Here is an 18,772-nt window from a genome sequence, read left to right as displayed (position 1 = left end):
CCGGCGAAGGCCTACCCGCCGCCCCGCCCGCACACCCCCGTTCCGCATTCCCCCGCCTGGTCGGGATTGCAGCTGCGCGCGCGCCCCGACGCCGAGAGGACGATGGCCGCGCGCCGTCTTGTCTCGGCCTTGAACACCAGGCAGCCCGCGCCGAAGCCCGCATTGCGCGCGCGCCGCGAGAAGCCGTTGCCGTCGTAGTGCACGCCCTGCACCAAGCCGTCGCCCAACCCCGGGTCGACGGCGATGCCCGGCGGCAGCCTGTCGAAGCGGCGCAGGACTCGCGGCGCGCCTTTGCCGTCCGGGTCAGCGACGACCGCCCAGCCCCCGTTCCACCCGGCGCCGCCTTCCGCCAGCACGCTGACCGGCTCGCCGCGCCGGATCGCTTCGACCCGTGCCATCCCGAGCGCGGCGACGAAGGCCTGCGAGGCGGCCTCCAGCCGCTGGTGGAGCAGCAGCGCGCGAAAGCCCGGCACGCCGACGGCGGCCAGGATGGCGACGATGGCGATCACGGTGAGCAGCTCGATCAGCGTGAGCCCGCGTGCCCGTCCCGCGCGCTTCATTGCCAGCACCGCTCACGCTGCGCGCCGTCGCAGCCGCGGCCGCCCGTGCTGTCCAGCCACAGGTTGCCGACCGGCGGGTCCGAGAAGCCGGGCTTGAGCCGCGCCGAGAGCCGCAGGCAGTCGTCGAGGCTGCGCTGGCCGTCGCAGTGCTCGCTGCGCACGAGGTACTTGCCGCCCTGCCCGTTCTCGGCGGAATCGCCTTCGTAGCGCCGGTAGCGGCCATCGACGGTGAAGTGGCGCTCCTGCTGCTGCATCTGCGCGAGCAGCGCCGAACGCGCCTCGGCGCGCCAACTGCGATGCGCCGCATCGAGGTACGAGGGGAAGGCGATGGCCGCGAGGATCGCGACGATCGCGAGCGCGATCAGCAACTCGATCAGGCTCCAGCCGAGGGCCGCGCCCGCTCGGTGGCAGCGGCGGGAGATCATGGCCGCGTCCTTTGCGGGTCCGGCACCTGCCGCCAGCTGAGGCGGCCGGCCCGCCGCGCTGCCGTGGCGTCCTCGAGCGGCTGGGCCACCGACACCGCCTTGTCCCGGCGGGTACCGGGGCTCAGGACCGCGAGCCGCCGGGTCTCGGTCCTGCGCCCGGTCGGATCGGCGGCGCCGTACGAAGCATCGCCCTGCTGGACCACCAAGGGCGCTCCGAGCAACCCCGCCTCGGAAGGCACGCAGGTACCGCCCTTCGACAGGCCGGTCATCGCATCCACGGCACAGCTGCGGCCCCCGCCGTCGTCGCAGGCCGCCCGCGGCGGGATCAGCGTGTTGAAGAACAGGCGGCCGTCGGCGAGCACCGGCCGCTCGACCTGGCGCTCGCCCTGGTCGCGCGACGCGGGCAGGTCGAGGTACCAGCCACGCCGCTGCGCCGTCGTGCGATCGAAAGCGCCATAGACGAATGGCGGGCCTTCGATGGCCGTCAGCCCGCCCTCGACGGAACGCGCCCGCCGCGGCGCCAATTGCCCCCGCGCCTCGCCCGCGCGGATCGGCGTGCCCGTGTCCTGCACCGCGTACACGGTCTGGAGGCCGCGGCGCGAGGCACCGAGGTCCGTCGGCTCGACGAACTTGCCGGTGCCGAACAGCACGATGCCGCCGCCGCCCGGACCGAGCCCCACCTCCGGCGGCACCGTGATCGGCTGGCGCCGGCTGCCCGCGTCGCCGTCCGTCGCGACCATCAGCGGCACGCCGCCGAAGCCCAGCGCCTGGGCCTCGCTCCACGGTGCATCGCGCTCGAAGTCGAACTTCCACAGGTTGCCCTGGGTATCGCCCGCATAGAGCCAGCGAACCGTTCCGTCGTCGGCCGCATGGTCGCCGGGCGCGCTCGCGAGTGCATTGACGAGGCTGGCGTCCGCGGGCCGGGGCAACAGGATCTTGTGATAGTCGAGGCCGCGCCGCCAGGGCGTGCCGGCCGGCTTGTCGAGCGACAGCAGGAACAGCGCGGCCCGCTTCTCGGGGTTGCGGTTGTTGAAGCCCGAGGGCACGACCGCGAACCAGGCGTGGGTGGCCGGATGGCCCATGGTCGCGGCCCTGGTGCGGAACTTCAGGATGCGCGGCGGCTGCATCAGGTGGCCCATGTCGGGGTCGTCGGCAGCGCCGAACTCCCACAGCACCTTGTCGGCCGAGAAGGCGCCCGGATCGCTGACCTCGAGCGCGAAGACCCCTGCAGCGCCCGCGCCCAGGCCCGAGACCAGCACGCTTTTCCACTGACCGCTGGCCATGCGTGCCTCGGCCACGGCGGGCGTGCCGTCGACATGGGCGCGATGCGGGCCACCGGCCAGTGCGAGCGTGCCGAGCACCGGGAACAGCAGGCGCGGGACATAGCCGAACAGCTCCTCGCCCGTGCGCGCCGAGAAGGCATGCAGCATGCCGTCGTTGGCGCCCAGATAGACGGCGGGCTCGCGCTGGCGGTAGGTGGCGAGGAAAGCCGGGTAGCCAGCCTCGCGCGAAGCGGGATCGGGTGCGCCCACGTACACCGGCGCCGCATGCGCGATGTCGCCCATCACCGAGTCGCGCACGCGCAAGCGGCCGCCCGCGAACGAGGCTTCGTTCCGGCGCTCGCCGCGCAGGTAGTTCAGGCGATCGCGGGCCAGGGTCTCGACCGATGCCGCCGACGCGGGCTCGGCCGCCGGATCTGGATCCGCGCGCAGCGAGCGCCGCAAGGGCTCGTCGAGCGCCTCCCATTCGAAGGGGATGCCGAGGCCGGCGGTCGACAGCGTGAAGAGCCTCCGCGAGGCCGCCGCACCGGGCTTCTCCAGGCGCGCGTCGAGCAAGGCACCCGCATCCCACGACGGCTGGTCGGCCACGCGCAAGGCGCCGGTCTCCGGCGCCACGAACAGGCGAAACGACTGCAAGGTGCCGGACCAGCGCCGGCTGTCGGAACGAGAGCGGTAGAGGCTCGCGCCGGCCGCTCCCACCGTGTCCGAGGAGATCGCGGCCGTGGCATTCGCGCCCAGCGACGGCGCGGTGGCACGGCGCAGCACGCCGCGCAACGCATCCGCCGTCGATCGCGCATCGCTGGCCAGGAAGTAGTTGGCCGGCATCGGCCGCCCGTCGTTGTCGAGCCCTTCCGCCCATTCGGCGTTACCGAACCATGCCGGCTGGCCCGCCGCGTCCGGGGCGCCGAAAAGCGCGGTGCTGCGGAACGGATCGCCATCGCCGTTGCGGTCCACGAATCCGCCGTACTTCGCGGCCAGGTAGAGCGCGCTGCCGCGCTGGCGCGCGCCCACCGAGGCACCGCGGCCGGCATCGAGGTCGATCGCGAAGGTCTGCACGCGCGCATCGGGATGGTCGGCGCGGATGCGCTGGATGTGCGCCCAATAGGCGAGTCCCGCCATGCCGAAGGAACCATGGGCCGCGCCGACATCCCGGTTCTCGAACGCAGCGACGCGGTGGGCCCCGTACGCGATATCGGGCTCGAAGGCCGCGCCCGGCCATGGACGTTCCTCGCGGGCATCGAGGCCGCCTATGCTCAGGACATGGTTGCGCTGGCAGTTGCCAAGCACCGGATCCACGGCTGCCGGCGGCTTGGCCTGCAGATAGCGCAGCGATGCATGGAACAGCTCGCCCGCGGCATCGGCGCGCGCGTACTCGCCCGAACGTCCGAAGCGGTTCACCGCCGCGACGATGCCCTGCGCGGTGCCCGCGGGGTCGTCGCGAAACACGCCCGTGCGCGCATCCCACTCGGCCCGCGGGTTCGCAACCCGATCGAAGCCGACATCGGTCTTCTCCGGCCCGATGGACTTCATCGCTTCGCGCGGCACGCCGCCATGGCGCCCGGGATCGCCGCCGAACACGGCGAAGCGCGCATCGCCCGCGTTGACCTGCAGGGCTCCCACCGGTTTGTGGTGCCCGCCGGGATACGCGACGCACAGATCGCGGCGCACGACCGCCTCGTCGGCGGCGCAGACCTCGACGCGCGCGAAGTGGATATCGGCCCCGGCCGCCGAGACGCAGCCACGGTCCGCATCGGCGCGGGCGTCCGCATCGACGACCAGCCGATCCCCGCAGTTGCGGATGCGCAGCGTCCCGTTCGCGCGAAGCCTGCCGGGCGGAACCAGCCACTCGAGATGCCCGCGCACGGTCTTGACGGGAAGCTCGAGGCCGGCCTCGATCGGCCAGGTCGCGCGCTGCAGCACGGTCCGCTCCGGCGTGTCCGCCACGCGGTCGCCGCCGGTCAGCGCCATGCGCAGATGGTCGAGCGGCGATGCCGTGGCCCAGTTCAGCAGATTGCCGCTCCATTGCCCGTTGCAGACGAGCTCGCCGCCGGCGAGCGTGGTGGCCGTTGCCGTGCGACGGAAATGGCCTTCGACGCGCAGGTAGTCGTAGCAGCCCTTCGCATCCCAGTAGCCGCCGTAGACCCTGGCGGGTTCGAAGCTGCCGAGGTACGCCGGTCCCGCGTTCCGGCCCCGAATCGACAGGTCGATCACGACGTTGGGGTCGGGCTGGCCCGCCAGCGCGTGAAGCGGCACGCTGGTCAGCAGCGCATCGGGCGGCATGGCGGACGGTATGGCGGACGACGCGCCGGCCCATGCCGGCCCCCTCCATGTCGTGCAGCAAAGCAGGACGATGCACACGATGAATGTTCGAAGCGAGGGCATGGCGGTCCGATCAGGAAGAAGGAGAAGAAGCGACGGAACAACCGGGACTCGCCGATGGCTTGGCCAGCGTGGTCTGCAGCAGCACCCGTGTCTCCTCGCGCGGCCCGTAGCCGATGGCGGTGATGCGGAAGACATGCGGCGCCGCGGCGGCCGCGCTCGCGCTGTGCAGCACGCCCTGCGCCCCGCCACCGCGGCTGCGCAACGCTTCGACGACATAGCGCGGCGCGCGTGCCGACAGCCCACCGGCACCGGTGGCATAGACCTGCCCCGTGAAGCGGCCATAGGCGACCGACCGGCCGGCATCGGGTGCGAAATCGACCCGCATCCACGCCGGCTCGGCGCCCACCGGCGCGGCCGCGCAAAGCCCCAGCCGTGCACCGGTGCCGGCGCAATCGGCAACGAAGGCCGAGACATCGCGGCCATCGAACAGGCACAGCCGCCGGGCCGCATGGTCGTTGGGCCCGAGCACATCGCGCTCGGCATCGAGCAGCGCGGCCTCGGCGGCCTGGAACGCCACCTCGGCATCGCGCTCGTTGCGCACGATCCGCTCGCCGACCAGCGCGTTCTGCGCCGCGGCCAGGCCGAGCACCGACACGACGAGCAGCAGCATCAGCACGACGATCAGCGAGAAACCCCGCGAGACGCGCGCGCTTCGGTTCATGGCGCGTCCTCGCGCTGGCTGTTGCGCAGCGCCACCGTGAAGCTCATCACACGCCGCAGCCGCCCATCGGCAGCGGGCCGGAAGCGGGCCGAAGGGAACTCGGGGCCGAGCGGATGAAGCTGCGCCTCCTCGGGCGGTGGCCAACGGCCCGGCCGCGCGCTGCGCGCCACCATCCCGATGCGCAGCGCCACCACCTGGCGCCAGGCCGCGTGGCCCAGCGACGAGGCCGAGGCCAATGCGTCGAGCTGCGCGGCATCGAGCCACTGCTCGGGCGTGCCATCGCCGTCGAGGTCGCGCCCGAACAGCACGCGAAACACCTCGATGCCGCGCGCCAGCGGTTCGGACCGGAAGCTGCCACCCCGGTCCCCGCGGTACTTGCAATAGAGCTCGGGCTCCCCGTCGGCGGCCTCGGCCACGTGGAAGATGCTCCAGGCGCGGTCGGCCGGCGTGGCGTTGCCGGCGCCCGGCGCGGACTGCGCGAAGCCCATGCAGTCGACCATGGTGCCGTCGGCCTCCGTGGCGTTGCCGTCGTCGTCGGTGCGCGAGCTGCCGGCAAAGCGCACGAGCAGCGAATCGCTGTCGTTCACGCCACGGGCGCCGTGCCTCCCGTAGCTCTCGCCGCTGGCGCCGACGCGCGTGTTGCGCGCGCCGACGATGTCGAGGTCGAAGGGGTCGTTCCCGGCGGCCACGGCCGAATCGCCGGCCGCGCGATCGGCATAGCCGGCCTGCCGCACCGTGCGCCGCACGACGAAGGCCGCGAAGCGCAGCGACTCCTCCACCGTGCGGGCCTCGGACTCGGCCACGAACAACTGCCGGTTGCCGCCGAAGGCCAGCATGGCCATGAGCACGACCACCAGGCCGAGCGCCAGCGCGACCATCAGTTCGACCAGCGAGATGCCGCGCTCAGCCACCGCGCGCGCCCTCGACCGCCTGCACGGGCATCAGCGGCAGCGCGAGCCGCGGCGCTGCCGATGCCCCCGCGCGGCGCTGCGCCTCGCTCGCGTTGCGCGGCAACCAGCCGAGCTTGACGACCAGCAACGGTCCGTCGGCCTCGCAGGCCCAGGCATGGGCGCCCGATGCGTCGTTCCATGGATTGCCGTCGAAGCAGACCGTGGCGCGCGCGCCGGGCAAGGCCTTCGCGGCGCGGCGCTTCCACGCCTGCATGTCCCAGCGCGCGAGGTCCTCGGGCTTGCAGGCGGCGGAGGCCGCCGCGCAATCGGGACCGCCGGTCTCGCCCGTGGCGGAGGCCGCGGTCCAGCTCGCCACGAGGTAGCCATTGGCCGCATCGCGCCGCGCCGCCACGCTCCGGTTGAGCCGCGTCTTCTCCGACAGCTCGCGCACCAGGTTCAGTGCCGCGCCGAAGTTCGCGGCCTCGCCGCTCGCGCGCACCGCGTGCAGCAGCATCGCCGCCGCGCCGAGCAGCCCGAGGCTCAGCAGCGCGATGGAGACCAGCACTTCCACGAGCGAAAAACCCGAGGCGGCGCGCGCCGATCGATTCGACCTTTTCATGTCCGTCCCTCCCCCGTTCTCTTCTTGTGTCGCGTGTCTCGCGATCGAACGGCAAGCGTACGAGCGCCCCATGCGCGGACGCCGCGCCGTCCATCCGCATTCGCGCGCCGCTCGTATGATCCCGGCGCACCCCTGTCAACTTTTCCTCGCGAAGCCTCCATGCCCTCCCCCCAACACGACGCGCAGCACATGGCGAGCGCCCTGCGCCTGGCCGCGTCGGCGCTGCTGATCACCGACCCGAACCCGCGCGTGGGCTGCGTGATCGCCGATGCGCAGGGCCGCGTGCTCGGCCAGGGCCACACGCAGAAGGCCGGCGGCCCGCATGCCGAGGTGATGGCGCTGCGCGACGCGGCGGCACAGGGGCATTCGGTCGCGGGCGCCAGCGCCTACGTCACGCTCGAACCCTGCGCCCACCATGGCCGCACCGGCCCGTGCTGCGATGCGCTGATCGCGGCCGGCATCGGCCGTGTCGTCGCCTCGCTCGCCGATCCCAATCCGCTGGTCGCGGGCCAGGGCTTCGAGCGGCTGCGCGCGGCGGGCGTGGCGGTCGAGGTGGGCCCAGGCGCCGAGGAAGCGCGCGAGCTCAACCTCGGCTTCCTCTCGCGCATGGTCCGCAAGACCCCCTGGGTGCGCATGAAGGTCGCGGCCTCGCTCGACGGCCGCACCGGCCTCGCCAACGGCGTGAGCCAATGGATCACGGCCGAGGCCGCGCGCGCCGACGGCCACACCTGGCGCGCCCGGGCCAGCGCGGTGCTGACGGGCGTCGGCACGGTGCTCGAGGACAACCCGCGGCTGGACGTGCGGCTGGTCGAGACGCCGCGCCAGCCGCACCTGGTGATCGTCGACAGCCACCTACAGACGCCGCCTGACGCTCACCTTTTCATAGCAGGCCGCGCGGTCTGGATCTACGCGGCGGTGCGCGACGAAGCCCGCGCCGCGGCGCTCGAGGCGCGCGGCGCCACGGTCAGTTGCCTGCCGAATGCCCACGGCAAGGTCGACCTGGAGGCGATGCTGCGCGACCTCGCGGCGCGCGGCGTCAACGAACTTCACGTGGAATCGGGCCACAAGCTCAACGGCTCGCTGCTGCGCGAGGGCTGCGTCGACGAGCTGCTCGTCTACCTCGCGCCCAAGCTGATCGGCAGCGGCCTCGACATCGCGAGCCAGATCCACGCCGGCGGCCCGCTGGTCTCGCTGGCCGGGGCACTGCCGCTGGCATTCCGCTCGGTCGACATGATCGGGCCCGACCTGCGGATCGTGGCGCGCGTGGCCGGCCGGGACGCTTTCTGACGCCGCCCGCGGCGCGCCGGCCGCCGTCCAGAGCCGCCCACGCGACCGCGCCAGCGGTCCCGAAGTGCCAGGAAATGCCGCGGGCCTTCCGGACCTGCGAAAATGCGCGGATGTTCACCGGAATCATCACCGGCGTGGGGCGCATCGCCGCCATCCACGACCTCGGCTCCTCCTCCTCCCACGGCAAGAGACTCGGCATCGCGGCGCCCGACGGCTACCTCGACGACGTCGGCCTCGGCGACAGCATCGCGCTCAACGGCGCCTGCATGACCGTCACCAGTTTCGACCCCGCGCAGAGGCTCTTCACCATCGACATCTCCGCCGAATCGCTCGATAAAACGGCGGGCCTGACCGAGGAAGGTGCGCGCATCAACCTCGAGAAGGCGCTGCGCGCGAGCGACCGCCTCGGCGGCCACATCGTCTCGGGCCACGTCGACGGCATCGGCACCGTGAGCCGCTTCGAGCCCGTGGGCGAGAGCTGGGAGCTGCGCGTGGTCGCGCCGCAGGCGCTGGCGCGCTTCCTGGCCTACAAGGGCTCGATCACCATCAACGGCGTGAGCCTGACGGTCAACACCGTCGCCGACGCGGCCGACGGCAGCAGCGAGATCAGCATCAACCTGATCCCGCACACCGTGCAGAACACCTCGCTGGGCGACCTGCGCGCCGGCTCGCGCGTGAACCTCGAAATCGACACCGTGGCGCGCTACGTGGAGCGCATGCTCCAGGCGGGCGTGCTGCAGCCGGCCCGGCCGGCCTGACACCGACATTCCCCGCATCCAAGGACCCCGCCCCATCATGAACGCATCCGTCACGCCGATCGGCGCCTCGCGCGCCAATCGGACGCCCGCGCCGATCTCCCCGGTCGAGGAGATCGTGGCCGAACTGGCCGCCGGCCGCATGGTCATCCTCGTCGACGAGGAAGACCGCGAGAACGAGGGCGACATCGTGGTCGCCGCCGACCACATCACGCCCGAGGCCATCAACTTCATGGCCCGCCATGCGCGCGGCCTGATCTGCCTCACGCTGTCGCGCGAGATGTGCGAACGCCTGCAGCTGCCGCCGATGGTGGCGCGCAACGGCACCAAGCACGCGACCGCCTTCACGGTCTCGATCGAGGCCGCCGAGGGCGTGACCACCGGCATCTCGGCCGCCGACCGGGCCCGCACCGTGCAGGCCGCGGTGGCGCGCAACGCCGTGGCCGCCGACCTGGTGCAGCCCGGCCACATCTTCCCGCTGCAGGCGGTCGACGGCGGCGTACTGATGCGCGCCGGCCATACCGAGGCCGGCTGCGACCTCGCCGCCATGGCCGGCTGCTCGCCCGCCTCGGTGATCTGCGAGGTGATGAACGAGGACGGCACGATGGCGCGCCTGCCCGACCTGCAGCTGTTCGCGGCCGAGCACGGCCTCAAGATCGGCACCATCGCGGCGCTGATCGAGCACCGCAGCCGCACCGAATCGCTGATCAAGAAGGTCGGCTGCCGCGAGATCCAGACCGCCTGGGGCGCGTTCACCGCCCATGCCTTCGTCGACCAGCCCAGCGGCGGCGTGCACCTCGCGCTGGTGCGCGGCAAGTGGGCGCCCGAGGACACGGTCGACGTGCGCGTGCACGAGCCGCTGTCGGTGCTCGACGCGCTCGAGATCAACCGCTCGCTGCACTCGTGGAGCCTGGACGCCAGCCTCTCGCACATCGCGCAGCTCGACCGGGGCGTGGCCGTGCTGCTGAACTGCGGCGAGACGGCGCACGAGCTGCTGGCCCAGTTCGACGGCACCGCGCGCCCCGCGCAGGCGCCCGAGCGCGGCCGCATGGACCTGCGCAGCTACGGCATCGGCGCGCAGATCCTGCGCGAATGCGGCGTGCAGAAGATGAGATTGCTCGGCACGCCGCGGCGCATGCCGAGCATGGCGGCCGGCTACGGCCTCGAGATCGCCGGCTATCTGGCAAAGGACTGAACGACATGCAAGGTGCAAACCAGGGCGCGACCGACAAGCCGCTGGACGGCAACAGCGGCAAGGGACTGCGCATCGGCATCGTGCAGGCACGCTTCAATGCCGACATCACCGATGCGCTCGCCAGCGCCTGCCTCGACGAGTTCGCGGCGCTGGGCGTGGCCGCCAACGACATCCACCACGTGCGCGTGCCCGGCGCGCTCGAAGTGCCGGTCGCGCTGCAGGCGCTGGCCGAGCGCGGCGGCTACCACGCGCTGGTCGCGCTGGGCTGCATCATCCGCGGCGAGACCTACCACTTCGAACTGGTGGCCAACGAATCGGGCGCGAGCGTGAGCCGCGTGGCGCTCGACTACAAGCTGCCCATCGCCAACGCCATCCTCACCACCGAGAACCTCGAGCAGGCCGTCGCCCGCCAGACCGACAAGGGCCGCGACGCGGCCCGCGTGGCGGTCGAAATGGCGCGACTGCTGGCCGACCTTTCATGACCGACGACACCAACCAAGAAGACCAGGGAGGCGCTGCGCCGCAGCGTTCCGCACGACCGGACAAGGCGCGAGCGACGCGCACCGGCCTGACCGCCACCGGCGCGCGCAAGGCCTCGGCCAAGTCCAACCGCACCCGCGCGCGCGAGTTCGCGCTGCAGGCGCTCTACCAGCACCTGGTGGGCCGCAACGAGCCGGCCGCCATCGACAGCTTCACGCGCGACCTCGCGGGCTTCCACAAGGCCGATGCCGCGCACTACGACGCGCTGCTGCACGGCTCGATCGAAGGCGCCGAGCAGCTCGACGCGCTGATCGTGCCGCTGCTCGACCGCAAGCTGGCCGAGATCTCGCCGATCGAGCATGCCGTGATGTGGATCGGCGTCTACGAGTTCCAGCATTGCCTCGACGTGCCGTGGCGCGTGGTGCTCAACGAATGCATCGAGCTCGCCAAGGAGTTCGGCGGCACCGACGGCCACAAGTACGTGAACGCGGTGCTCAACGGCCTCGCGCCCCAGCTGCGTCCGCTCGAGGTCGAGGCCGACCGCGCGACCGGCAAGGCGCGGCCCTGATCCCTTCCCCTCTTCCTCCTTCTTCTTTCGCGAAGCACCCCGCATGAGGATTTCGACCCGGGCCGAGCGCATCGAGCCCTTCTACGTGATGGAAGTGGCCAAGGCCGCCGGCAAGCTGGCGCGCGAGGTGGCCCACACCGACCGGCCGATGATCTTCCTGAACATCGGCGAGCCCGACTTCACCGCGCCGCCGCTGGTGCAGGAAGCCGCGGCACGCGCGGTGCGCGCCGGTGCCACGCAATACACCCAGGCCACCGGCCTCGACCATCTGCGCGAACGCATCAGCCAGTGGTATCGCGACCGCTTCGGCGTCGACGTGCCGGCGCGCCGCATCGTGGTCACGGCCGGCGCCTCGGCCGCGCTGCAGCTGGCCTGCCTCACGCTGATCGAAGCCGGCGACGAGATCCTGCTGCCCGACCCCAGCTATCCCTGCAACCGCCACTTCGTGAGCGCGGCCGAGGGCAAGGCGGTGCTGATCCCGACCACCGCCGAGGAGCGTTTCCAGCTCAGCGCCGACAAGGTCGAGGCCGCGTGGACCGACAAGACCCGCGGCGTGCTGCTGGCCTCGCCGTCGAACCCGACCGGCACCTCGATCGCGCGCGACGAGCTGCGGCGCATCCACGAGGTGGTGAGTTCGCGCGGCGGCATCACGCTGATCGACGAGATCTACCTGGGGCTGTCCTACGACGATGCCTACGGGCAGACGGCACTGGCGATCGACGACAACGTGATCAGCATCAACAGCTTCAGCAAGTACTTCAACATGACGGGGTGGCGGCTGGGGTGGCTGGTGGTGCCCGATGTGCTGGTGCCCGTGGTCGAACGGCTGGCGCAGAACCTGTTCATCTGCGCGAGCACGGTGGCTCAGTACGCGGCGCTGGCTTGCTTCGAGGCGGAGAGCATTGCGGAGTACGAGCGGCGACGCGGCGAGTTCAAGGCGCGGCGCGACTGGTTCATTCCGCAGCTCGAGGCGTTGGGGCTACCGGTTCCGGTGGTTCCGGATGGCGCTTTCTACGCCTGGGCCGATTGTTCTGGGCTGGCTGCTCGGCTCGGGATTTCGGGGAGCTGGGATTTTGCGTTCGAGGCGATGAAGCGGGCGCATGTGGCCGTGACTCCGGGGCGCGACTTCGGGACTGCTGATACTGCTCGCTTTGTTCGGTTCTCTACGGCTAGTTCGATGGCGCATCTTGAGGAAGCTATTGGTCGGTTGCGTGGTTTGGCTGGATGAGGGGTTCGGCTTTCTGGTTTGAAGCTGCTTTTTTGTTGAGGCCGTTGGCCGGGATTTCGCCCCGGCGGGCGACCTACTTTCTTTTGCTTCGCCAAAAGAAAGTAGGCAAAGAAAAGGCGACCCCGCTGTCTGTGTCCCTCCGCTTCGCTACGGGCAACCTGCGGTGCTCGGGGAAAGCGGGGGTCCGCAGAACTCGCTCCACTTCGTTGCGCTCAGACAGCTGCGGCCCTGATCCCGCTTTCTCCTGCGCTCCTCGGCACAGCCAGAGGGGACTAGGGTCAACGCGCCGTGGCGCGTCCTTGTGTGGGGTGCTGGAATGCGTAGGCACTGGATCTTTCACTGAGGCCGAGCAACGCGAAGGCCCGAAGGGCTTGCTTGGCCGAGCGCAGCGATGGCCCGACCCACCCCTCTGGCTGCGCCGAGGAGCGCAGCGTTTCGCGGATAAGGGCTCGCAGCTGTTTGAGCGCAACGAAGTGGAGCGAGTTCTGCGAGACCCCGCGAAACGCGAGCACCGCAGGTTGCCCCGTAGCGAAGCGAAGGGGACGCAGACAGTGGGTCGCCTTTTCTTTGGTTACTTTCTTTTGGCGAAGTGTATGGACCGGAGACATGGGTGACACATGTGCGAGGACATGGTGGACACATTCTGCATGGTGGCTCAGGCCTCGCGCAGGTCGATCTCGCGCAGCTTGTGGTGCACGAAGTAGACGTCGTAGCAGCCCTCTCGCCCGGGCTGCGCGCGCAGCGCGATCTCGTGGTCCTTGAGTGCTGCGGACACCTTGAAGCGCTTGCTCTTGAAGCGCACCTCCCCCAGCCAGCCGACCTTCACCACCGTGTCGTTCGGGCCGTACTCGAGCGGTGGCAGCGTCCTCGGATAGGCCCTCTCGCTGGCGCGATACCGGCTCGCCGGGGTGTTCATGCCCAGCGCCTGGTGCGGGCGCTCATGGTTGTAGATACGCCTCCAGCGATCGAACTGCTGCTGTGCCTGAGCCAGATCCTGGAAGCTGCGCCCGGCCAGCAACTCCGCCTTCAGGCTGCGATGGAAGCGCTCGTCCTTGCCGTTGGTCTGCGGGTGATAGGGGCTGCTGAAGCTCACCCGCACGCCCAGGCGGATGAGCCACAGCGCGAGTTCGCTGAGCTGGCCCGGCTCGCGCGGACTGCCCCAGGGTGCGCCGTTGTCCGCATTGATGCGCACCGGCAGGCCGTAGCGGGAGAAGACGTCCTGCAACTGCTCCTTCACGCTGGCCGTTTGCTGGCGGGCACAGGCGCGCAGGGCCAGGTTGTAGCGAGAGTGGTCGTCCAGCAGCGTCAGCGGATGGCAGGGCCCCGCTGCGGTGGACACGTAGCCCTTGAAGTCGATCTGCCAGAGGCTGTTGGGCGCCTCGTGCTCGAAGCGCTGCCAGGCGGTGGCCGCACTGCTGGCCTGGGCGCTGATGAGGCCGTGGCGCTTGAGGATGGAGTTGACGGTGCTCGGAGCCAGGCAACCCTGTCCGAGGTCGCTCAGGCGCCGTGCGAGCTTGCGTGCGCCCCAGGCAGGGTGCTGCTGGCGCAGCGAGACGATGGATTGTTGAAGTTCGGGCGAGGTCTCGCCGGGGCTGTGGTGCGGGCGGCGACTGGCATCGCCCAGGCCGGCGGCACCCAGCGTGGCGCTGCGTGCGAGCCATTTGTAGCCGGTCTGCGGGCTGATGCCGAAGCGCCGGCACAGCTCACGCCGATTGGCACCTTCCTGGCGTGCCAGGGCAACGAACTCTTCTCTCAGGCTCATGGTGTCTCGGGTGCTCCAGGGCATGGTCGTCTTCCGATCGGGCGATACGCCCGATGGTGTCCACCATGTCCTCGCACACCTGTCCACCATGTGCCCGGTCCATACAGCGAAGCAAAAGAAAGTGACTCGCCCGCCGGGGCGAGACCCGGCCAACAGCCTCAAAAAAGAATGACCTACGAGTTCCCCCTACGCGTCTATTGGGAAGACACCGACGCCGGCGGCATCGTCTTCTACGCCAACTACCTCAAGTTCATGGAACGCGGCCGCACCGAATGGCTGCGCTCCCTGGGCGTCGAGCAGAACAAGCTGCGCAACGAAACAGGCGGCCAGTTCGTCGTCAGCGAGACCCAGATCAAATACCACCGCCCCGCCCGCCTCGACGATCAGCTCATCGTCACCGCCGACCTGCGCCAGATGGGCTCCGCCTCACTGATAATCGCGCAGACCGTGCTGCTGAAGCCGGAGCAGGCGGGCGCCACCCCCACCCTCCTGTGCGAAGGCACGATCCGCATCGGCTGGGTCGACGCCGCCAGCCTGCGCCCGGCACGGATTCCGGCGCAGGTTTCGGGAACCCTCGAACGCTATCGCGGCTCCATGACTCAACCCTTCAAGCCATGAATCAAGATCTCTCCATCATCAATCTCCTGCTCCATGCCAGCTTCATGGTGCAAGCGGTCGTGCTCCTCCTGGTGATCGTCTCGATCGCGAGCTGGGCCGCGATCATCCGCAAGTACTTCGCGCTCAAGCGCATGCGCGCGCTCAACGACGACTTCGAACGCGAGTTCTGGTCGGGCACCAGCCTCAACGAGCTGTTCGCCTCGGCGGCGCAGAACGCCAAGTTCGCCGGGCCCATGGAACGCATCTTCGCCTCGGGCATGCGCGAATACCAGAAGCTGCGCGAACGCCACGTGAGCGACGCCGCCACGCTGCTCGACGGCGCCCGCCGCGCGATGCGCGCGAGCTTCCAGCGCGAACTCGACGCGGCCGAACAGAACCTGTCCTTCCTCGCGACCGTGGGCTCGGTCTCGCCCTACGTCGGCCTGTTCGGCACGGTCTGGGGGATCATGCATGCCTTCACCGGCCTGGCCGCGCTGACCCAGGTCACGCTCGCCACCGTGGCACCCGGCATCGCCGAAGCGCTGGTGGCCACCGCCATCGGCCTGTTCGCCGCCATCCCGGCCGTGGTGGGCTACAACCGCTTCGCGCGCGAGATCGACAAGATCGCGATCGCCCTGGAGACCTACATCGAGGAGTTCTCGAACATCCTCCAGCGCAACCTGTCCTCCAACCCGTCCGCGGCGGCCCCGGCGGGCCCCTCGGCCACCAACCGCTGAACCGGAGCGCGCACGCATGCCCGCCGTTTCGTCCCGCGGCCGCGGTCGCCGCACGATCAACGAGATCAACATGGTCCCGTTCATCGACGTGATGCTGGTGCTGCTGATCATCTTCATGGTCACCGCGCCGCTGATCACGCCGAGCGTGATCAACCTGCCCTCGGTCGACCGCGCCAACAAGCAGCCCGACAAGCCGATCGAGATCGTCATCAAGAACGACGACGAGGTCCAGGTCAAGAAGGATCCCTCCCAGGGCACCGGTGGCGCCTCGGTGCCGATGACGCAGATCGGCAGCATCGCCAAGGCCGCGCAGAACGGCGACGACCAGCGCCCGGTGGTCATCAGCGCCGACAAGTCGGTCAAGTACGAGACCGTGGTGAAGGCCATGAACCAGCTCAAGCGCGCCGGCATCGAGCGCGTGGGCCTGTCGGTCCAGACCACCAACGCCAAGTAGCGCCAGCCGGACCCGAGAACGCATGTCACTCGCCCTCGATCGCCCCGAGTTCGCGCCGCCGCCGCAGCGCGGCACGCCGCGTGCCGTGGTGCTCGCACTGATCGCGCACGCGTTGCTGATCGCCGCCCTGACCTGGGGCGTGCGCTGGAAGAGCGAAAGCGACGACGACGCGGTGGAAGCCGAGCTGTGGTCGCCCACGCAGCAGGTGGCCGCGCCGCGCATCGCCAATCCGCCGCCGGCCCCCGAGCCCACGCCCGCACCGCCGCCTCCCCCGCCCCCGCCGCCTCCTCCGCAGGCCGTGCGGACCGATCCCACGCCGGCGCCCAAGGCACCCGACATCGCGCTCGAGCGCGAGAAAAAACTGCGCGAGGAAAAGGAACAGCGCGAGCGCGAACAGGAACAGCAGCGCCAGCAGGAAAAGAAGCGCCAGGAAGCGCAGGCCAAGAAGGAGAAGGACCAGCTCGAGGCCAGGAAGCGCGAGGAAGAGCGCCAGAAGGAACTGCAGCAGCAGAAGCAGGCCGAGCAGCAGAAGCTCGCGGAACAGAAGAAGCGCGACGACGCCAAGAAGCTCGAGCAGCAGAAGGCGCAGCTCGACAAGGACCGCCAGGACAACCTGCGCCGCCTGATGGGCCAGGCCGGCTCCACGGCCGAGCAGACCACCGGTCCGCGCTCGGGCAAGGGCGCAGGCAGCGGCGGCCCCTCGAGCGGCTATGGCGGACGCGTGGCGGCCCTGATCCGGCGCAACGTGGCCTTCGACAACACGACGATCGCCGGCAATCCCACCGCCGAGATCCAGATCCAGACCTCGCCCGACGGCACGATCGTCGGCACGCCGAGGCTCGTAAAGTCCAGCGGCAACGCGAGCTGGGACGAGGCGGCGCTGCGCGCCGTGCAGAAGACCGAAGTGATGCCGCGCGACATCGACGGCCGGGTGCCGAACCCGTTCCCGCCGATCGTGATGCAGCCCAAGCAGTAGCGGCACCGGAGAGCGCGCGCGACCTGCCCGGTGCAGCAGGCGCGCCGCCGCACTCTTAGCGCCGAATGAGCGCGCGCGCCGGCCCGGAACTCGCGGCCTCCGGGCCCCTCTACCGCCCACAACAACACGGCGGGAAGAGCGCTCCCTCACAAGAACGATGAAGCCCAACGGACACATCCGGTATGGCAGCAGCCCCCTGCTCGCGAGCAGGACACCGGTCTGGCGCAGCAAGCTCATCGTCGCGGCCGTGGCCTTCGGCTTCCTGCTGCTCGCGGTGCGCGCGGCCTACGTGCAGGTCTTCGACAACGACTTCTTCCAGCACCAGGGCGAGGTGCGCTACCTGCGCACGCTCGAGCTGCCGGCCAACCGCGGCCGCATCCTCGACCGCAACGGACTGATCCTGGCCTCCGACATTCCCGCGCCCAGCATCTGGGCCATTCCCGAGGACATCGAGCGCGACGACCCCGCCGTGCAGGCCCGGCTGCACGAGGCGGCACGGCTGCTCGGCATGCCGCAGAAGGACTTCGACAAGAAGCTCGAGGACGAGGACAAGAGCTTCGTCTGGATCCGGCGCCAGGTCGACGAGTCGGTCGCCAAGCAGGTGGCGGCGCTCGGCATCAAGGGCCTCTACCTGCGCCGCGACTACCGCCGCCAGTACCCCGAGGGCGAGGCCGCGGCCCACCTGGCCGGCTTCACCAACGTCGAGGACATCGGCCAGGAAGGCGTGGAGCTGGCCTTCGACAAGGACCTGGCCGGCAAGGCCGGCTCGCGCCACGTGCTCAAGGACCGGCTCGGCCACATCGTCGAGGACACCGAGGACCAGGTGCCGCCGACCGACGGGCGCGACATCCAGCTGAGCATCGACGACCGCGTGCAATCGGTGGCCTACGAGAAGATCCGCGACGCCGTGGTCGCGAACAAGGCCCGTGCCGGCAGCGTGGTGGTGGTCGACGCGCGCACCGGCGAGCTGCTGGCGATGGCCAACTACCCGAGCTACAACCCCAACGACCGGCGCAACCTCAGCGGCGAGCAGTTGCGCAACCGCGCCATGACCGACGTCTTCGAGCCCGGCTCGACCATGAAGCCGATCACCATCGCGACCGCGCTGCAGCTCGGCCGCGTCACGCCCAAGACCATCATCGACACCAACCCGGGACGCATCACCGTCTCGGGCGCCACCATCCACGACGACGAGAACTTCGGCGTGCTCACGGTCGAGGGCGTGATCCAGAAGTCGAGCAACGTCGGCGCCACCAAGATCTCGCAGCGCATGTCGGCGCAGGAGATGTGGAACTCGCTGACCGCGGTCGGCCTGGGCCAGAAGCCGCAGACCGTGTTCCCGGGCGCGGTGACCGGCCGGCTGCGGCCGTGGAAGTCGTGGCGGCCGATCGAGCAGGCCACCATGTCCTATGGCTACGGCCTGTCGGCCTCGCTGTTCCAGATCGCCCATGCCTACACCGCCTTCGCGCACGACGGCGAGGTGATCCCGGTCAGCCTGCTGAAGAACGACGGCACGCCGCCCACGGGCGTGCAGGTGTTCTCGCCGCTGGTGGCCAGCGAGGTGCGCCAGATGATGCACCTGGCGGCCGCGCCCGGCGGCACCGCGCCGCTGGCCCAGACCATGGGCTATTCGGTCGGCGGCAAGACCGGCACCGCCCACAAGCAGGTCGGCAAGGGCTATGCCTCCGACAAGTACCGCGCCTGGTACACCGGCATGTCGCCGATCGACAAGCCGCGCATCATCGTCGCGGTGATGGTCGACGAGCCCGGCGCCGGCAAGTACTTCGGCGGGCTGGTGGCCGCGCCGGTGTTCAGCCAGGTGGTGCAGGAGACCCTGCGCATCATGAACGTGCTGCCCGACCTCGCGGTCGCGCCGATGGCGCACTGACGAAGGACGGCGCCGCCACGGTGCTCGT

General features: G+C 70.4%; 18 protein-coding genes. 11 read left to right on the top strand and 7 right to left on the bottom strand.

Going from position 1 to position 18,772, the window contains the following annotated elements:
- Positions 1-11: 11 nt before the first annotated feature.
- From ACEN9J_RS02630 to pilV, 6 genes are all read right to left on the bottom strand, one after another.
- Positions 12-560: a GspH/FimT family pseudopilin gene (locus ACEN9J_RS02630; protein ID WP_413764535.1), complete on the bottom strand. Its 549-nt coding sequence runs from the start codon at positions 558-560 to the stop codon at positions 12-14.
- On the bottom strand, positions 557-985 hold the full coding sequence (locus ACEN9J_RS02625; RefSeq protein ID WP_261212816.1) for a type IV pilin protein: 429 nt from the start codon (positions 983-985) through the stop codon (positions 557-559). The genes ACEN9J_RS02630 and ACEN9J_RS02625 overlap by 4 nt, the downstream gene beginning before the upstream one ends.
- Positions 982-4,545 carry a pilus assembly protein gene (locus tag ACEN9J_RS02620; RefSeq protein ID WP_413763214.1) on the bottom strand — a complete coding sequence of 1,188 codons (3,564 nt, stop codon included), beginning with the start codon at positions 4,543-4,545 and terminating at the stop codon, positions 982-984. The genes ACEN9J_RS02625 and ACEN9J_RS02620 overlap by 4 nt, the downstream gene beginning before the upstream one ends.
- 112 nt (positions 4,546-4,657) lie before the next feature.
- Complete coding sequence (locus tag ACEN9J_RS02615) at positions 4,658-5,308, bottom strand: pilus assembly protein (RefSeq protein ID WP_413763213.1); 651 nt, start codon at positions 5,306-5,308, stop codon at positions 4,658-4,660.
- Positions 5,305-6,219, bottom strand: coding sequence for a PilW family protein (locus ACEN9J_RS02610; protein ID WP_413763212.1), 915 nt, complete (start codon positions 6,217-6,219; stop codon positions 5,305-5,307). The genes ACEN9J_RS02615 and ACEN9J_RS02610 overlap by 4 nt, the downstream gene beginning before the upstream one ends.
- Positions 6,212-6,817: a type IV pilus modification protein PilV gene (pilV, locus tag ACEN9J_RS02605; RefSeq protein WP_413763211.1), complete on the bottom strand. Its 606-nt coding sequence runs from the start codon at positions 6,815-6,817 to the stop codon at positions 6,212-6,214. Before pilV ends, ACEN9J_RS02610 begins: the two co-directional genes overlap by 8 nt.
- 159 nt (positions 6,818-6,976) lie before the next feature.
- Between pilV and ribD the strand changes: the two genes are divergently transcribed.
- The 6 genes from ribD (at position 6,977) to ACEN9J_RS02575 (ending at position 12,330) form a co-directional block, all read left to right on the top strand.
- Positions 6,977-8,104, top strand: coding sequence for a bifunctional diaminohydroxyphosphoribosylaminopyrimidine deaminase/5-amino-6-(5-phosphoribosylamino)uracil reductase RibD (ribD, locus tag ACEN9J_RS02600; RefSeq protein ID WP_413763210.1), 1,128 nt, complete (start codon positions 6,977-6,979; stop codon positions 8,102-8,104).
- Between the two features lie 110 nt (positions 8,105-8,214).
- Positions 8,215-8,862: a riboflavin synthase gene (locus tag ACEN9J_RS02595; protein ID WP_057594483.1), complete on the top strand. Its 648-nt coding sequence runs from the start codon at positions 8,215-8,217 to the stop codon at positions 8,860-8,862.
- Between the two features lie 37 nt (positions 8,863-8,899).
- Entirely contained in the window at positions 8,900-10,054 is a 1,155-nt protein-coding gene (gene ribBA / locus ACEN9J_RS02590) for a bifunctional 3,4-dihydroxy-2-butanone-4-phosphate synthase/GTP cyclohydrolase II (protein WP_057594484.1), read from the top strand.
- 5 nt (positions 10,055-10,059) lie between these two features.
- A complete protein-coding gene (gene ribH, locus ACEN9J_RS02585; RefSeq protein WP_413763209.1) occupies positions 10,060-10,536 on the top strand; it encodes a 6,7-dimethyl-8-ribityllumazine synthase in 477 nt (158 codons plus the stop codon).
- Positions 10,533-11,102 (top strand): transcription antitermination factor NusB, encoded by a 570-nt coding sequence (nusB, locus tag ACEN9J_RS02580; protein ID WP_057594486.1) that lies wholly within the window; start codon positions 10,533-10,535, stop codon positions 11,100-11,102. The genes ribH and nusB overlap by 4 nt, the downstream gene beginning before the upstream one ends.
- A 43-nt stretch (positions 11,103-11,145) precedes the next feature.
- Positions 11,146-12,330 (top strand): pyridoxal phosphate-dependent aminotransferase, encoded by a 1,185-nt coding sequence (locus tag ACEN9J_RS02575; RefSeq protein ID WP_057594487.1) that lies wholly within the window; start codon positions 11,146-11,148, stop codon positions 12,328-12,330.
- A 655-nt stretch (positions 12,331-12,985) separates the two neighbouring features.
- Here ACEN9J_RS02575 and ACEN9J_RS02570 read toward each other — a convergent pair.
- Complete coding sequence (locus tag ACEN9J_RS02570) at positions 12,986-14,116, bottom strand: IS481 family transposase (RefSeq protein ID WP_413762712.1); 1,131 nt, start codon at positions 14,114-14,116, stop codon at positions 12,986-12,988.
- A 144-nt stretch (positions 14,117-14,260) separates the two neighbouring features.
- Between ACEN9J_RS02570 and ybgC the strand changes: the two genes are divergently transcribed.
- The 5 genes from ybgC (at position 14,261) to ACEN9J_RS02545 (ending at position 18,744) form a co-directional block, all read left to right on the top strand.
- Complete coding sequence (gene ybgC, locus ACEN9J_RS02565) at positions 14,261-14,710, top strand: tol-pal system-associated acyl-CoA thioesterase (protein ID WP_093344330.1); 450 nt, start codon at positions 14,261-14,263, stop codon at positions 14,708-14,710.
- Complete coding sequence (tolQ, locus tag ACEN9J_RS02560; protein WP_057594489.1) at positions 14,707-15,426, top strand: protein TolQ; 720 nt, start codon at positions 14,707-14,709, stop codon at positions 15,424-15,426. Before ybgC ends, tolQ begins: the two co-directional genes overlap by 4 nt.
- Positions 15,427-15,442: 16 nt before the next feature.
- Complete coding sequence (locus ACEN9J_RS02555) at positions 15,443-15,880, top strand: ExbD/TolR family protein (protein WP_413763208.1); 438 nt, start codon at positions 15,443-15,445, stop codon at positions 15,878-15,880.
- A 22-nt stretch (positions 15,881-15,902) separates the two neighbouring features.
- Entirely contained in the window at positions 15,903-16,856 is a 954-nt protein-coding gene (tolA, locus tag ACEN9J_RS02550) for a cell envelope integrity protein TolA (RefSeq protein ID WP_413763207.1), read from the top strand.
- A 157-nt stretch (positions 16,857-17,013) separates the two neighbouring features.
- The gene (locus tag ACEN9J_RS02545) at positions 17,014-18,744 is read left to right on the top strand and encodes a peptidoglycan D,D-transpeptidase FtsI family protein (RefSeq protein WP_261207401.1); all 1,731 of its coding nucleotides are present in this window, start codon (positions 17,014-17,016) and stop codon (positions 18,742-18,744) included.
- The last annotated feature ends 28 nt before the right edge of the window (positions 18,745-18,772 follow it).

It is taken from the genome of Variovorax sp. Varisp41, assembly GCF_047325085.1.
Lineage (GTDB): Bacteria > Pseudomonadota > Gammaproteobacteria > Burkholderiales > Burkholderiaceae_C > Variovorax.
The sequence above is the reverse complement of the archived record's forward strand: the minus strand, read 5'-3'. Positions and strand labels throughout refer to the sequence as shown.

Coding starts and splice junctions, on each gene's coding strand:
- tolQ (WP_057594489.1), top strand. CDS start 14,707: ATGAATCAAGATCTCTCCATCATCAATCTCCTGCTCCATGCCAGCTTC.
- ACEN9J_RS02595 (WP_057594483.1), top strand. CDS start 8,215: ATGTTCACCGGAATCATCACCGGCGTGGGGCGCATCGCCGCCATCCAC.
- pilV (WP_413763211.1), bottom strand. CDS start 6,817: ATGAAAAGGTCGAATCGATCGGCGCGCGCCGCCTCGGGTTTTTCGCTC.
- ACEN9J_RS02545 (WP_261207401.1), top strand. CDS start 17,014: ATGAAGCCCAACGGACACATCCGGTATGGCAGCAGCCCCCTGCTCGCG.
- ACEN9J_RS02555 (WP_413763208.1), top strand. CDS start 15,443: ATGCCCGCCGTTTCGTCCCGCGGCCGCGGTCGCCGCACGATCAACGAG.
- ACEN9J_RS02615 (WP_413763213.1), bottom strand. CDS start 5,308: ATGAACCGAAGCGCGCGCGTCTCGCGGGGTTTCTCGCTGATCGTCGTG.
- nusB (WP_057594486.1), top strand. CDS start 10,533: ATGACCGACGACACCAACCAAGAAGACCAGGGAGGCGCTGCGCCGCAG.
- ribBA (WP_057594484.1), top strand. CDS start 8,900: ATGAACGCATCCGTCACGCCGATCGGCGCCTCGCGCGCCAATCGGACG.
- ribH (WP_413763209.1), top strand. CDS start 10,060: ATGCAAGGTGCAAACCAGGGCGCGACCGACAAGCCGCTGGACGGCAAC.
- ribD (WP_413763210.1), top strand. CDS start 6,977: ATGCCCTCCCCCCAACACGACGCGCAGCACATGGCGAGCGCCCTGCGC.
- ACEN9J_RS02570 (WP_413762712.1), bottom strand. CDS start 14,116: ATGCCCTGGAGCACCCGAGACACCATGAGCCTGAGAGAAGAGTTCGTT.
- ACEN9J_RS02575 (WP_057594487.1), top strand. CDS start 11,146: ATGAGGATTTCGACCCGGGCCGAGCGCATCGAGCCCTTCTACGTGATG.
- ACEN9J_RS02630 (WP_413764535.1), bottom strand. CDS start 560: ATGAAGCGCGCGGGACGGGCACGCGGGCTCACGCTGATCGAGCTGCTC.
- ACEN9J_RS02620 (WP_413763214.1), bottom strand. CDS start 4,545: ATGCCGCCCGATGCGCTGCTGACCAGCGTGCCGCTTCACGCGCTGGCG.
- ACEN9J_RS02625 (WP_261212816.1), bottom strand. CDS start 985: ATGATCTCCCGCCGCTGCCACCGAGCGGGCGCGGCCCTCGGCTGGAGC.
- tolA (WP_413763207.1), top strand. CDS start 15,903: ATGTCACTCGCCCTCGATCGCCCCGAGTTCGCGCCGCCGCCGCAGCGC.
- ybgC (WP_093344330.1), top strand. CDS start 14,261: ATGACCTACGAGTTCCCCCTACGCGTCTATTGGGAAGACACCGACGCC.